The organism is Rhodobacter sp. SGA-6-6 (assembly GCF_011043545.1).
Lineage (GTDB): Bacteria > Pseudomonadota > Alphaproteobacteria > Rhodobacterales > Rhodobacteraceae > Pseudogemmobacter.
Genome location: NZ_JAAKGP010000004.1, coordinates 208,313 through 221,705, shown reverse-complemented (window position 1 = coordinate 221,705; position 13,393 = coordinate 208,313). Strand labels below are relative to the sequence as shown.

Annotated in this window: 9 protein-coding genes; 3 read left to right on the top strand and 6 right to left on the bottom strand. The window is 70.0% G+C overall.

Going from position 1 to position 13,393, the window contains the following annotated elements:
• Window positions 1-4: 4 nt before the first annotated feature.
• The 6 genes from G5B31_RS10030 to G5B31_RS10005 form a co-directional block, all read right to left on the bottom strand.
• A complete protein-coding gene (locus G5B31_RS10030; RefSeq protein ID WP_165016802.1) occupies window positions 5-1,489 on the bottom strand; it encodes a proline/glycine betaine ABC transporter permease in 1,485 nt (494 codons plus the stop codon).
• Window positions 1,486-2,508, bottom strand: coding sequence for a glycine betaine/L-proline ABC transporter ATP-binding protein (locus tag G5B31_RS10025; RefSeq protein WP_165016800.1), 1,023 nt, complete (start codon window positions 2,506-2,508; stop codon window positions 1,486-1,488). Before G5B31_RS10025 ends, G5B31_RS10030 begins: the two co-directional genes overlap by 4 nt.
• A gap of 101 nt (window positions 2,509-2,609) precedes the next feature.
• Window positions 2,610-3,581 (bottom strand): glycine betaine ABC transporter substrate-binding protein, encoded by a 972-nt coding sequence (locus tag G5B31_RS10020; RefSeq protein WP_165016798.1) that lies wholly within the window; start codon window positions 3,579-3,581, stop codon window positions 2,610-2,612.
• Between the two features lie 163 nt (window positions 3,582-3,744).
• Window positions 3,745-5,070 (bottom strand): aspartate aminotransferase family protein, encoded by a 1,326-nt coding sequence (locus G5B31_RS10015; protein WP_165016795.1) that lies wholly within the window; start codon window positions 5,068-5,070, stop codon window positions 3,745-3,747.
• Window positions 5,067-6,587 (bottom strand): trimethylamine methyltransferase family protein, encoded by a 1,521-nt coding sequence (locus G5B31_RS10010; RefSeq protein WP_165016792.1) that lies wholly within the window; start codon window positions 6,585-6,587, stop codon window positions 5,067-5,069. Before G5B31_RS10010 ends, G5B31_RS10015 begins: the two co-directional genes overlap by 4 nt.
• A gap of 94 nt (window positions 6,588-6,681) precedes the next feature.
• The gene (locus G5B31_RS10005; protein ID WP_165016789.1) at window positions 6,682-7,668 is read right to left on the bottom strand and encodes a LysR family transcriptional regulator; all 987 of its coding nucleotides are present in this window, start codon (window positions 7,666-7,668) and stop codon (window positions 6,682-6,684) included.
• A 127-nt stretch (window positions 7,669-7,795) separates the two neighbouring features.
• On the opposite strand from G5B31_RS10005, the gene G5B31_RS10000 reads away from it, so the two are divergent.
• The 3 genes from G5B31_RS10000 to G5B31_RS09990 are packed head-to-tail and all read left to right on the top strand — an operon-like array spanning window position 7,796 to window position 13,391.
• Window positions 7,796-10,189, top strand: a complete 2,394-nt coding sequence (locus G5B31_RS10000; RefSeq protein WP_165016786.1) for an FAD-dependent oxidoreductase — start codon at window positions 7,796-7,798, stop codon at window positions 10,187-10,189.
• A complete protein-coding gene (locus G5B31_RS09995; RefSeq protein WP_165016781.1) occupies window positions 10,186-12,600 on the top strand; it encodes an FAD-dependent oxidoreductase in 2,415 nt (804 codons plus the stop codon). Before G5B31_RS10000 ends, G5B31_RS09995 begins: the two co-directional genes overlap by 4 nt.
• Window positions 12,597-13,391, top strand: coding sequence for an SDR family NAD(P)-dependent oxidoreductase (locus G5B31_RS09990; RefSeq protein WP_165016778.1), 795 nt, complete (start codon window positions 12,597-12,599; stop codon window positions 13,389-13,391). The genes G5B31_RS09995 and G5B31_RS09990 overlap by 4 nt, the downstream gene beginning before the upstream one ends.
• Window positions 13,392-13,393 lie beyond the last annotated feature (2 nt).

Below are 13,393 nucleotides of genomic sequence, written 5' to 3'. Positions count from 1 at the left end.
CGCCCTACCGGCCGCGGCCCTGCACGATGCGGTCGATCACCATGGCGCAGGCCAGGATCGCCAGCCCGGCGAGGATGCCCTTGCCGACCGCGGCGTATTGCAGCGCCGACAGCACGTCCTCGCCCAGGCCCCGCGCGCCGATCAGCGAGGCGATGACCACCATCGACAGGCACATCAGCAGGGTCTGGTTGATCCCCGCCATGATCGAGGGCCGCGCCATCGGCAGGTCCACCCGGAACAGCAGGAACCGCCGGGTGGCGCCGAAGGCCGTCGCCGCCTCGCGGATGCTTTCCGGCACCGAAGCGATGCCGAGCGCGGTCAGACGGATCACCGGCGGCATCCCGAAGACCAGCGTGGCGATGATGCCGGGCGGCTTGCCGATGCCGAAGAAGGCGATCACCGGGATCAGGTAGACGAAGGCCGGCATGGTCTGCATCAGGTCCAGCACCGGACGCATCAGGTTCAGCACCCGCCGGTCGCGGCCGGCCCAGATGCCCAGGGGCAGGCCGATCACCACGCAGAGGAAGGCCGCGGTGCCCAGAAGCGCGACCGTCGCCATGCTCTTCTCCCAGAAGCCGAAAAGCGCCAGCCAGACCAGCGCCGCGGCCGAAAACACCGCCACCCGCCGTCCGGCGCATTGCCAGGCGATGGCGACGACCGAAACCATGACGATGGGCCAGGGCGTGGCGACCAGCGCGATCTCCAGCAGGCCCAGAAGCGCCTCGATGGCGGCGGAGATGCCGCGGAACAGGCCGCCCAGCTGGTCGGAGGCGGACTTGAACACCCGGTCCAGCCAGCGGGCGCTTTCGTTGTGGATCTCGGGCGAAGAGGGGAAGGCGGTCAGCCATTCCGGCGCCGTGGCGGTGGCGAAGCGCCAGGCGGCCACCAGATAGCTGCCGGCGACCAGCAGCGCGGCGAAGGCGGCGCGCGGCAGCGGCAGGCCGTGGGCCAGGCTGCGGTCGCCGCGCCAGCGGCGGAAGCGGCGGTTCAACAGCAGGTTGCCGCCGAACCCCACCGCCAGATGCACCGCCAGAAGGCCGAAGCCGCCTGCCAGCCCATAGCCCAGCGTGCGGGCCTGCGCTGCCTCGGCCTCGTCCCGCGCCTTGGCGGCGGCCTGGGCGATGCCCTCGGCGGAGCGTTTCATCCCCTCGCCCAGCGGGTCGCCCACGGCGATGGCGGCCTCGGCCGCGGCCAGCCGGTCGGCGGATTGCGCATCCAGCCGCACCGCGCGGGCGCGGGCATCGGCGCCGGGATCGCCGAGCAGCGCGATGGCCAGCAGCACGACGGAGGCCAGCGCCAGCAGGAAGGCCGGCCAGAACGCGCCCCAGAGCGCGCGGGCGCCCAGCCAGGCCGGGCCGGCCAGCGCCGCCGCCGGGTTGAAATGCGGCCGCGGGCGGGTCTGATCGGCCAGCCGGTCGAACTCGGCGCTGTAATAGGCGCCGCCGCGTCCGGCGAATTCGGCGACGAGCGGGTCGATGCGGGCGGTCATGCCGGACGCTCCCCGATGGCATTCAGCAGGGCCTGCGGATGGACGAGGCCGACGGGTTGCCCTTCGCGCGTCACCAGCGCCGGGCCGTCCTGCCCGGCCAGCACCCGGGCCAGCCGGGCCAGCGGCGCCTCGGCCTCCACCTGCGGCAGGGCGTCGGTCGGCCCCGCCAGCGGCTCCATGATGCTTTCCACCCGGATCACCTGCAACGGCGAGACGTGGCGGACGAATTCGGCGATGAAATCGCTGGCCGGGGCGGTGACGATGATCTCCGGCCGGCCGATCTGCAGGATCTCGCCGTCCTTCATGATCGCCACGCGCGAGCCGATGGCGATGGCCTCGTCCAGGTCATGGGTGATGAAGACCGCGGTCTTGCCCATCCCGTGGCAAAGCGCGCTGAACTCGGCCTGCAACTGCCGCCGGATCAGCGGGTCCAGCGCCGAGAAGGGTTCGTCCATCAGGAGAATCGGCGGATCGGCGGCCAGTGCCCGGGCCAGCCCGACCCGCTGCTGCATCCCGCCCGACAGGTTGGAGGGCATCCGGTCGCCCCAGCCGTCCAGCCCGACGCGCGACAGCGCCAGCTCGGCCCGGTCGAAGCGCTGGCGCGGCGTGGCGCCGAGGATTTCCAGCGGCAGGGCGACGTTCTCGCGCACGCTGCGGTGGGGCAGCAGGCCGAAGCTCTGGAACACCATGCCGATCTTGCGGCTGCGCAACTCCCGCAGCCGGGCGGGGGCGGCGCGGGTGATGTCCTCGCCGTCGATCAGCACCTCGCCCGCGGTCGGCTCGATCAGCCGGTTGATCAGCCGGATCAGGGTGGACTTGCCGGAACCGGACAGGCCCATGACGCAGAAGATCTCGCCCTTCTCGACCGAGAAGCCGGCGTCGCGCACGCCCACCACGGCGTCGTGGTCGGCCATCAGGTCGGATTTCCCCGCCCCGGCCCGGGCGGCCGCCAGCGCCTGCCCGGCGCGGGCGCCGAAGATCTTCCACACCCCGCGGAATTCGATGACTGGCTGGTTCAAGGATCGGGTCCGTTGCAGAATGGCGCAAGGCCGGGGATGCGGCGCGCATCTCCGGCCGGAAGGTCAGGGAACGGCCCGCCGGTCGCGGCGGGCCGTCGCGGTCATTGCGCCGCCCAGGCGGCAATCTCGGCGGCGTGCTCCTCCACCCAGGGCTTCACCGCCTCGGCCGGATCGGTGCCCTGGATGATCGCCAGCGACCAGACGTTCACGTCGTCGGCCGAAAGCTGGATGTTGCCCAGCAGGGTGTTCAGCGCCGGGTTGCGCTCGGCGATGTTGGCCGACCAGCTGATGTAGACGCGGGTGTCCGGCCAGGCCGAGGCCACCTTCGACTTCGCCTGCCAGTCCGGGTCGTCCTCGGGCTGCACCATCACGAAGGCCGCCGGGTCGTGCTTCGGCTCTTCCAGCAGCACCAGGTCGTAGAGGACGAAGTTCTGGTGCGGCCCGTAGCAATAGCCGATCCAGGGCCGGTCCGCCTTCACCGCGGCGTCGAGGCCCGCGGTCGCCACCGCCTCGTCGGTCGATTGCAGCTCGAAGAATTCGGCGAAGCCGTAGTCGCGGGCGCGGATGGTCTCGGTGTTGGTCGAGAGCCAGCCCTGCGGGCCGATCCAGATCTCGCCCTTGCCGTCGCCGTTGGTGTCGAACAGCGCCGCCACCTCGGGGTTGGACAGGTCGAAGACCGAACGGATGTTGTGCTTCTCGGCCGCGGCCCGCGGGACGCAATAGCCCTGCACCGCCTCGAAGGATTTCTCCGACAGGGTGACGGTCTTGTCCTCGTCGACGTATTTGGTCTTCGGTGCCTGCTGGTTCGGCAGCCAGGTCTCGGTCCAGATGTCCACCTCGCCGGTGCCGCGGGACATCGCCTCCCAGACCACCGGCACCGCGGTCAGCGGCACGGTTTCCACTTCAAGGCCGAGCGCCTCTTCGATGATCGCCTTGACGGCGAAGGCGGTGGCCCGGCCGGAGGCGTAGTTCGGGTCCGGGATCACCAGCTTTTCGGCCGAGGCGATGCCGGGAAGGGCAATGCCGGGGGCCGCGATCAGCAGGGCGGCGAGCAGTCTGGGCAAGAGCGACATTTTTCTGTTCCTGTCTGGGTCAAGGATCAACGGCGTTTCCATTCAATCCCTTGGGCGGGTTATCGCACCGGCGGGCCGCCCGGGACATTCCAAACCCCGGCGCGGGACAGCAGGACGCTTCCCCGCGACGGGCCTTCCGCGAAGGGTTTCATCCCTTCGCGCCTCATCCTTTCCGCGCCATGTCGAAGGCCCGGTCCAGCCCCTCGGCGACGGTCTCGACATCCTCCATCGAAAGGCAGAGCGGCGGCACCATCCGCAGGGTGGAGCGGTGCGGCCCGGATTTCGACAGGATCAGTCCGGCCTCGCGGCAGGCCTCGAACACGGCGCTGGTGGTCTCGGCATCGGGGGTCATCTTGGCGCGGTCCGACACCATCTCGATCGCCAGCATCAGCCCGCGGCCGCGCACGTCGCCGATGACGGGGTATTTCTGATACAGGTCCTGCAGCCGCTTCAGCAGCGCGCCGCCGACGTCTTTCGCATTCTCCTGCAGCCGGTCGCGCTTCAACACCTGTAGCACCGCCCGGCCCGCGGCGCAGGAGGTGGGGTTCGACCCGTAGGTGTGGAACATGAACTTCTCGGCCATCGGCTCGGCGATGTGGCGCCGCGCCACCACCGCGCCCAGCGGGAAGCCGTTGGAGATGCCCTTGGCCATCACCACGATGTCGGGGATCACGTCGTCGGATTCGAAGCCCCACATATGCCCGCCGGTGCGGCCGAAGCCCGATTGCACCTCGTCGGCGATGTAGAGCCCGCCCGCCGCCCGCACCCGCTCGGCCGCGCCGGACAGGTAGCCGGGGGGCATCTCGATGATGCCGCCATAGCCCTGCACGCTTTCGATCAGGATGCCGGCGATGCGCCCGGTGGTCGAGGAGTCGATCACCCGCTCGATCTCGTCCAGATAGGGCTGCGCGCCGGCGTTGCGGCCGAAGATGCCGCGATACTGGTTCGGCTCGGCCACGAAGGCGACGTTGCCGGGCATCCCCGGGTGCCGCCAGCCGGCGATGCCGGTCACCGATTGCGCCGCCGAGGTCGGCCCATGATAGGCCGTGCGCAGCGCCAGCAGGTCCAGGTTGCCGGTGTAGCCGCGCGCCATCGCCATGGCCAGGTCGATGGCCTCGGACCCGGAATTGGTGAAATGCACCACCCATTCGATGTCGCCCTTCGGCCCCTTCGGCATGGTCGCCGTCAGTTCCTCGGCGAAATGGGCCGGGACCGGGTGGTAGAACATCGTCGTGCAATGGGTCAGCTCCTGCGCCTGGTCCATCGCCGCCTTCACCACCTCGGGGTGGGAGTGGCCGACCGAGATGCAGACGTTCATCCCCAGAAGGTCGGTGTATTTCCGGCCCTTCTCGTCCCAGAGATATTGCATCTGCCCCTTGCGGAACACGATCGGGTCCTTGAAGGGCACGAACTTGCGCTGGCTGGCCGAGTAGTAGCGGTCGCGCCGTGCCGCGGTCTCTTCCAGGTTCCAGCTGGTTTCCAGGCTCATGCTTTCTCTCCGGTGATCTCGAATGTGCGGCGGGCGACGAAATCGTCCAGCGCCTCGCGTATGCCGATGTCCATTTCGGGGGCCTCGTAGTCGCGCAGGATCTGCTTGACCCGGGCCGAGGCGCGGTCGTGCTGCCAGAGGCCGCCCTCCGCCGTCCATTGCTCGTAGGTGCCGTTGTCGGACATGTCGCCCAGCCAGAAGGCGCTCTCGAAATTCTCGCGGGTATGGGTGGCGCCGAGGAAATGGCCGCCGGGGCCGACCTCGGCGAAGGCGTCCATCGCCTGCGCGGCCTCGGAGAAGTCGATGCCCTGCACGAAGCGCGCCAGCGCGGCGCAGCGGTCGGCGTCCATCACGATCTTCTCGTAGCCGGTGGTCAGAAGGCCCTCCAGGCAGCCGGTGGCGTGGATGATGAAGTTCACCCCCGCCATCACCGCCCCGGTCAGCTGCGCCTGGCTTTCATAGCCCGCCTGCGCGTCCGGCACCTTCGAGGCCGTCAGCGCGCCGACGGAATGGAACGGCAGGCCCAGCCGGTCGGCCAGGGTCTTGGCGCACATCTGGAACTGGGTGCCCTCCGGCGTGCCGAAGGTGGGGGCGCCGGTGCGAAGCGACAGCGGCGAGAAGAAGGTGCCGAAGACCGAAGGCGCTCCGGGGCGGATCAGCTGGATCAGCGCGACGGAGGCCATCACCTCGGCCAGCACCTGCGCCAGCGTGGCGGCCACGGTGACGGGGCTCATCGCGCCGCCGAGGACGAAGGGCGAGACCACGGTGCATTGCCCGGCCTTGGCATACTCCTTCAGCGCCCAGAGCATGGTTTCGTCCATCACCAGCGGCGCATTGGTGTTGACCACCGAATAGAGGACGCAGTTCTGGTCGACGAAATCCCGCCCCATCGCCAGCCGGCACATCTCGATGGTGTCGCGGGCGCGTTCGGGCGCGGTGACGGCGCCCATGAAGGGCTTGTCGGACAGCGTCAGGTGGGAATGCGCCATGTGCAGGTGGCGGACCGGGACCGGCAGGTCCACGGGTTCGACCACCACCCCGCCGGAGTGGTTCACCGCGTTCAGGCTGTAGTGCAGCTTGGTGATCTCGCGGAAGTCGTGGATGGTGGCGTAGCGGCGGCCCTTCTCCATGTCGTGCACGAAGGGCGGGCCGAAGCTGGGGCAGAAGAGCTGCGCATTGCCGCCGATCTGGACCGAGCGGGCGGAGTTGCGGGCGTGCTGGGTGAAGACCTTCGGCGCGGTCCTGATCCTGTCGCGGCACCAGCCGGGATCGAAGCGCACCCGCTCGCCGTCGACGCGGGCGCCGGCGGCGCGGAAGATTTCCAGCGTCTCGGCGTCGCCGCGGAAATCCATGCCGATCTCGTCCAGGATGCGGTCGGCGTTCCGTTCGATGGTGGCGACGGCTTCCTCGTCGATCAGGCTGACGATGCCGATGCGACGCAGCACATAGGGCGCCGAGACCCGGTTCTTCGCGCTGCGTTCCTGCATCCGGGCGCTGCGGCCCCGTCGCTCCTGCATCGGTCTTCCCCTCCGGTCGCCGCAAGCCGCGGCAGGGGGACGATAGAGGCCGCCGCGCCGGGCTGGACAGGACAAAGTTGCAGTATCGGAAATCCTAATGGGACGGATAAGTGATCTCGTGGTAGCTGACCTGGTGCGAGATCGCGGGGAAATGGTGGTCGAAGGCGCGTTTCAGGATCGCCTGGCTTTCCCTTGCGATCCGCGCGGGGATGGCGCCCAGGTCGTCGCGGCGGCAGACCAGATGCAGTGTGCGCTTCAGCGGCGCGAAGGGCAGCGGCTCGATCCGCAGCCGCATCCCCTCGGCCACCCCGTCGATCAGCAGCGTCGGCGACAGGATGGCGAAGCATTTGCCGGTAATCACCCCCGCCATCACCATCGAGGTGCGGTCGGCCTCGATGGCGCGGGGCAGGTCCAGCCGGCAGCGTTGCAGGTGCTGGTCGGTCCTGCGCCCCACCGGGGTGGAGGTGCCGAAGCGCGCCAGCGACAGCCGGCGGGCGATGTCGTGGATGTCGTCGGCGGGTCCGGTGTAACCCTCTGGAAGAACCAGATAAAACGGCTCCTCCAGGATCGGGATGAAGGTATATCCCGGGCCTTCCTGCAATTTCTCCGAGGTTACCGCCATATCGATCCGCCGGTCGTTCAGCGCCGCGAAATGGTCGGTGGCGAGGCCGGCCGACAGCATCAGCTCGGGCACCTTCATCTCCTTGCAGACCAGTTCGTAAAGCCCCGGCGTCAGCGTGGTGGCGATGGAGGCGAGGAGGCCGACCCGCAGCGCCGGCAGCGACGAGGCGCCCAGATGTTGCATGTCGCGCTTCAGGTCGTCGATCAGGTTCAGCAGGCGGAAGCCGTGGCGTTGCAGCGTCTCGCCGGCATAGGTCAGGGCGATGGGGCGGGTGGAGCGGTCGATCAGCGGCAGGCCGAAGATCGTCTCCAGGTTCTTCAGGTGCTGCGAGGCGGCCGACTGGGTGATCCGCAGCGCCGAGGCCGCGGCGGTGACCTGCCGCATCTCGGCCACGGCCATGAAGACCTCTATCGCCCGGAAAAGGTTGATATCCGGCTCGTCTTTATGGCGCTGGTTCATCGGGCGGGGCTTGGTCCGGGCTGCTGTTCTGATAAGAATTAGTATCCCTAATGATGCCTGTCCATCCTTGCGCGACGCCCTGCCTGCCTGTCTGACTTCGGGTGTCAGGACGGCAACGGCGGGACAGATGCGGAAGATCGTGATCATCGGCGGCGGGGCGGTGGGGCTGAGCCTCGCTTATCACCTGACGAAGGCCGGCCCCGCCTCGGTCACGCTCCTGGAGCGGAACACGCTGACCTCGGGCACCAGCTGGCACGCGGCGGGGATCGTCGGGCCTTTGCGGGCGACGCCGAATGCGACGAAGCTGGCGATGTATGCCGGGGAGCTGTTCCCGCGGCTGGAGGCCGAGACCGGGCTTTCCACCGGCTACCGCCGCACCGGCGGCTACTGGCTGGCGCGCGATCCGGCGCGGATGGACGAGTTGCACCGCATCGCCGCGCTCGGCCGCCACTTCGGGCTGCATCCCGCGATCACCGGGCCGGAGGGCGTGGCGGTGCCGGGGCTGGACCTGTCCGGTGTCGTGGGCGCGATGGCGGTGGAGGAGGATGCCAACGTCAACCCGGTCGATCTCTGCATGGCCTATGCCCGCGCGGCGAAGGCGCAAGGCGCGGTGATCCGCGAGAATGCAAGGGTGGCGCGGATCGTCACCGCGGGCAGCCGGGTGACGGGGGTGGAGATGGCCGACGGCGAGGTGATCCCCGCCGATCAGGTCGCGCTCTGCGCCGGGGCCTGGTCGAAGCGGCTGGCCGATCCGCTGGGCGTGGCGCTGCCGCTGCAGGCGGTGGAACACATGTATGTGGTGACCGAGCCGATGCCGGAGATGCCGCATCCCTTCCCGGTGCTGCGCGACCTGGACCGCGGCATCTATGTCAAGGGCGATGCCGGCAAGCTGGTGATCGGCGGCTTCGAGCCGGCGGCGAAATGCTGGGATGCCTACGGGCCGGAGGGCGACCGGCCCTTCCTGGAGATGCCCGAGGACTGGGACCAGTTCACCCCCTTCATGGAGGCGGCGCTGGCGCTGATCCCGGGGCTGGAGCGGGTGGGCATCCAGCATTTCATGAACGGGCCGGAAAGCTTCACCGTGGACAGCCGGATGCTGCTGGGGCAGGCGCCGGCGGTGGACGGGCTTTTCGTCGCCGCCGGGATGAACTCGACCGGGGTGATGTCCTCGGCCGGGGTCGGGCGGGTGCTGGCGGACTGGATGCTGGCCGGCCATGCGCCGATGGACCTGTGGGAGGTGGACGTGGCCCGGGCCGACCCGCTGGCGGCTGCGGCGGAGCATGTGCAGGCGCGGATGGAAGAGGCGGTGGCCGATGTCTTCGCGCTGCACTGGCCGTTCAAGCAGCCGAAGGCGGGGCGGGGGCTGCGGAAGTCGGTGCTGCACGACCTCTGGGCGGCGGAAGGCGCGCATTTCGGCCTGACCGCGGGGTGGGAGCGCGGGCTGTGGTATGCCCGCGACGCCGCGGAACGCGACCTGCCCTATTCCGTCGGCGCGCAGCCCTGGTTCCCCATCGCGCAGCGCGAGGCGGCGGTGATGGAGACAGGGACGGCGCTGCTGGACCTCTCACCCTTCGGCAAGTTCGACATCTCCGGCCCCGATGCGCTGCGCTTCGTGCAGCATGTCGCCACGGCGGATCTGGACGTGCCCCCGGGCCGGGCGGTCTATACCGTTCTGCTGAACGACCGCGGCGGGATCGAGGGCGATGTGACCATCCTGCGCCGCGCCGCGCAGGACTTCCGCCTGGTCTCCGGCGCCGCGACCCGCTGGCGCGACGGGGCCTGGCTGCGGCGCAATGCGGCGGGCTTCGATGTGCGGATCGAGGACGCGACCGAGGCCGAGGCGGTGATCGGCGTCATGGGCGCAGGCTCCCGGGCGCTGCTGGCCGGGCTGTCGCCCGACGACTGGCAGGACTTCCCCTTCTCCACCGCCCGCGCCGTCACCGTCGCCGGCCAGCCCTGCACCGCGCAGCGGGTCAGCTTCGTCGGCGAACTGGGGTGGGAGCTTTATGTCCCCGCCGCGTCCGCCGCCGCCGTCTTCCGCGCCCTCACCGGGGCGGGCGCGAGGCCGATGGGCCATTACGCGCTGGACGCCTGCCGGATCGAGAAGGGCTTCCGCCACATGGGCCACGACCTCGGCCCCGACATCTCGCCGCTGGAGGCCGGTCTCGGCTTCGCGGTGGACTGGGGGAAGGATTTCCTCGGCAAGCCGGCGCTTCAGGCGCAGCGGGGCGAGGGCATCGCCCGCAAGCTGGTGCTGTTCGACCTGCCCGGCCACCCCTTGGTGCTGCATGACGAGCCGATATGGGAGAACGGCCGCGTGGTCGGCCTGACCACCTCCGGCGCGAAGGGTGCGCGGACGGGCTGGACGCTGGCGCTCGGCCTGATCGGGATAACGAAGGGCGAGACCATGGCGCAGACCTGCGCGCGGGTCTTCACCGTGGAAATCGCGGGAACACACCATCAGGCACAGGCGCTGGCCCGCCCGCCCTACGACCCTGCGGGCGAAAGGATGAAGGCATGACGACGCAGGCGACCACCGAGGCGCAGGTCCTGATCATCGGCGGCGGCGCCATGGGCGTCTCGCTGATGTATCATCTGGTCAAGGCGGGCTGGACCGATGTGGTCCTGACCGAGAAGAACGACCTCACCCATGGCTCCACCTGGCACGCCGCCGGGCTGTGCACCCATTTCGCCCACAACCCGACGATCCAGGAGCTGCGCGCCACCTCGGTGCGGCTTTACCGCGACATCCTTCCGCAGGAGACGGGGGAAAGCTGCGGCTTCCACCGCTCCGGCGCGATGCGGATCACCTCCAACCCCGACCGGATGGACGAATTCGCCCATGTCGCCGGGCTGTCGAAGTTCACCGGCTACGAATTGCGTCTGCTGAAATCGCCCGAGGAGGTGGCGGCGCTGCACCCGCTGGCGCGGACCGAGGGCATCCTCGGCGGCATCTACGAGCCCGACGACGGCCATGTCGATCCGACGCTGGCGACCAACGCCATGGCGAAGGTGGCCCGGGCCGGAGGGGCGACGATCCTGCGCTGGAATCCGGTGCAGTCGATCCGCCGCGAGGGCGGGCACTGGCTGGTCGAGACGAAACAGGGACCGATCCGGGCGAAGCACATCGTCAATGCGGCGGGAACCTGGGGCTGGGAGATCGGGGCGATGATGGGGGCCAACGTGCCCTCGGTCCCGGTGCTGCACCAGTATCTGGTCACCGACACCGTGCCCGCGGTGGCCGAGCGCATCGCTGCCGGCCTGCCGGAACTGCCGATGATCCGTGACCCCGAGGAAAGCTGGTATGTCCGGCAGGAGCGCGATGCGCTGATTCTCGGCCCCTACGAGAAGGACGCGCAGGTCTGGTCGGTGGATGGTGTGCCGCCGGAGTTCGGGGCGGAGCTGATGGCCCCCGATCTGGACCGGGTGGAGCATATCCTGATGGCCGCCATGGCCCGCATCCCGGCGCTGGAGACCGGCGGGGTGAAGTCGGTGGTCAACGGCCCGATCACCTTCACCCCCGACGCCAATCCGCTGATCGGCCCGGCCTGGGGGCTTCCGAACGCCTGGCTGCTGACCGGGTCATCGATGGGGGTGATGGAGGGCGGCGGCTCGGGCTGGTTCCTGGCCCACTGGATGACCCACGGCGCGCCGCCGATGGATGCCCTCGCCGTGGACAGCCGCCGCTTCGGCCCTTGGGCCGACCGCGACTACCGGGTGCAGAAGGCGGTGGAATGCTTCGGCCTGCAGTTCGGCGTCCACTACCCCTATGAGGAACGCCCCGCGGCGCGCGGCAAGCGGCTGACCCCGCTCTACGACCTGATGAAGGCGCGCGGCGCGCAGATGGGCGCGGCCTATGGCTGGGAGCGGCCGAACTGGTTCGGCGACCCCGCGGGCCTGACCTTCCGCCGCCCCGGCTGGTCCGATGCGGTGGCGCGGGAATGCCATGTGGTGACCACCGCCGCAGGGCTGGCCGACATGTCGGTCTTCTCGAAGTTCGAGGCGAAGGGGCCGCAGGCGCGGGCCTTCGTCGATGCGCTCGGCGCCAACCGCGCGCCGCAGCCGGGGCGGGTGGGGCTGACCCATGCGCTGTCGCCGGCGGGCGGGACGGAATCGGAATTCACCGTCGCCTGCCTGGCCGAGGACCATTTCTACCTGACCTCGGCCGCCGCGGCCGAGATGCGCGACGACGACCTGCTGCGCGCCCGGGCGCAGGGCTTCGATGTCGAGGTGAAGCGGGTGACCGAGGACTGGGCGGTGATCGGGCTGATGGGGCCGGCTTCGCAGGCGATCCTCGAACGGTTGACCGATGATCCGCTGGGGCCGTGGATGTCGGTCCGGCAGATGACCGTCGCCGGCATCCCGGTGCGGGCGATGCGGCTCTCCTACGTTGGCGAACTCGGCTGGGAGTTGCATGTCCCCGCCCCGCGCGCGGCGGAGCTGTTCCTGGCGCTGGAAGCGGCGGGCAAGCCCGAGGGGATCGGCTGTTTCGGCGCCTATGCGATGAACGCGATGCGGCTGGAGAAGGGCTATCCCGCCTGGGGATCGGACTTCACCACCGAACGGACCCCGGCGGAGACCGGCATGGGTTTCCTGGTCAAGCCGGATCACGATTTCATCGGCAGGGAGGCGCTGCTGAAGCGGATGCAGGACCCGGCGCGGTGGGAGATGGTGTTGCTGGAGCTCGACCCGGGCGAGGCCGATCCCTATTACTCGCACGGCCTCTGGCAGGGCGACCGCTGCGTCGGCGTGATCACCTCGGCGGCCTATGGCCATCGCACCGGCAAGGTGCTGGCGCTGGCCTACCTGCGCGACCGCAGCGCGCGCGAGGGGCTGGAGGCCGAGGTTCTGGGCAAGCGCCGCGGCGCCCGCATCCTGGCGGAACCGCCGTTCGATCCGAAGGGCGCAAGGATGCGCGGGGGTGTGCCATGACCGAACGGCGCCGGGTGATCGTGACCGGGGGACTGTCCGGCATCGGCCATGCGGTGGCGCTGGACCTGGCCGGCAAGGGCCACCGGGTGGCGGTTGGCGCCCGCGACCTGGAAAGCCGGTCGCGGCGCGAGGCTTTCGGCGCGCTGACCGAGGCGGCACTGGCGGGCGGCGGCGAGGTGCGGGCCGATGCGCTGGACCTGACGGACCCGGCCTCCGTCACCGCCTTCTGCGCCCGCGCGACCGAACGCTTCGGCCCGGCCGACGTGCTGGTCAACGCCGCCGGGGTGACGGCGGAGCAGCCGGTGCAGGGCCATTCCGAGGCGCTGTGGCAGAAGGTGATCGAGACCAACCTGACCGGCGCCTTCCGCATGATCCGCGCCTGCCTGCCGGCGATGATCGCGCAGGGCTGGGGCCGGATCGTCAACATCGGCTCCACCGCCGCGACGGTGGGCTGGAAGGACAACCCGGCCTATTGCGCCTCGAAGGCGGGGCTGCTGGGGCTGACCCGCTGCGTGGCGCTGGAGGGCGCGGCGCATGGCGTGACCTGCGTCATGGTCAGCCCGACCTGGGTCGACACGCCGATGATGGAATCCGACCTGGCCCAGATCGTCGCGCGGGAAGGCAAGGGCCGCAGCGTGGCCGAGGCGCGGGCAGAGATCGCCGCGCAGAATCCGCAGGGGCGGATCATCCGGCCGGAGGAAGTGGCCGCGCTGATCGGTTTCCTGATCGGCGACGCGGCGAAGGGCATCACCATGGAGGAAGTGAAGATCACCGGCGGCGCGCTCTGGTAGGC

What these genes read in the sequence shown, in the direction of transcription:
- G5B31_RS10030 (WP_165016802.1), bottom strand. Translation starts at nt 1,489, where the DNA reads ATGACCGCCCGCATCGACCCGCTCGTCGCCGAATTCGCCGGACGCGGC.
- G5B31_RS09995 (WP_165016781.1), top strand. Translation starts at nt 10,186, where the DNA reads ATGACGACGCAGGCGACCACCGAGGCGCAGGTCCTGATCATCGGCGGC.
- G5B31_RS09990 (WP_165016778.1), top strand. Translation starts at nt 12,597, where the DNA reads ATGACCGAACGGCGCCGGGTGATCGTGACCGGGGGACTGTCCGGCATC.
- G5B31_RS10010 (WP_165016792.1), bottom strand. Translation starts at nt 6,587, where the DNA reads ATGCAGGAGCGACGGGGCCGCAGCGCCCGGATGCAGGAACGCAGCGCG.
- G5B31_RS10015 (WP_165016795.1), bottom strand. Translation starts at nt 5,070, where the DNA reads ATGAGCCTGGAAACCAGCTGGAACCTGGAAGAGACCGCGGCACGGCGC.
- G5B31_RS10000 (WP_165016786.1), top strand. Translation starts at nt 7,796, where the DNA reads ATGCGGAAGATCGTGATCATCGGCGGCGGGGCGGTGGGGCTGAGCCTC.
- G5B31_RS10005 (WP_165016789.1), bottom strand. Translation starts at nt 7,668, where the DNA reads ATGAACCAGCGCCATAAAGACGAGCCGGATATCAACCTTTTCCGGGCG.
- G5B31_RS10020 (WP_165016798.1), bottom strand. Translation starts at nt 3,581, where the DNA reads ATGTCGCTCTTGCCCAGACTGCTCGCCGCCCTGCTGATCGCGGCCCCC.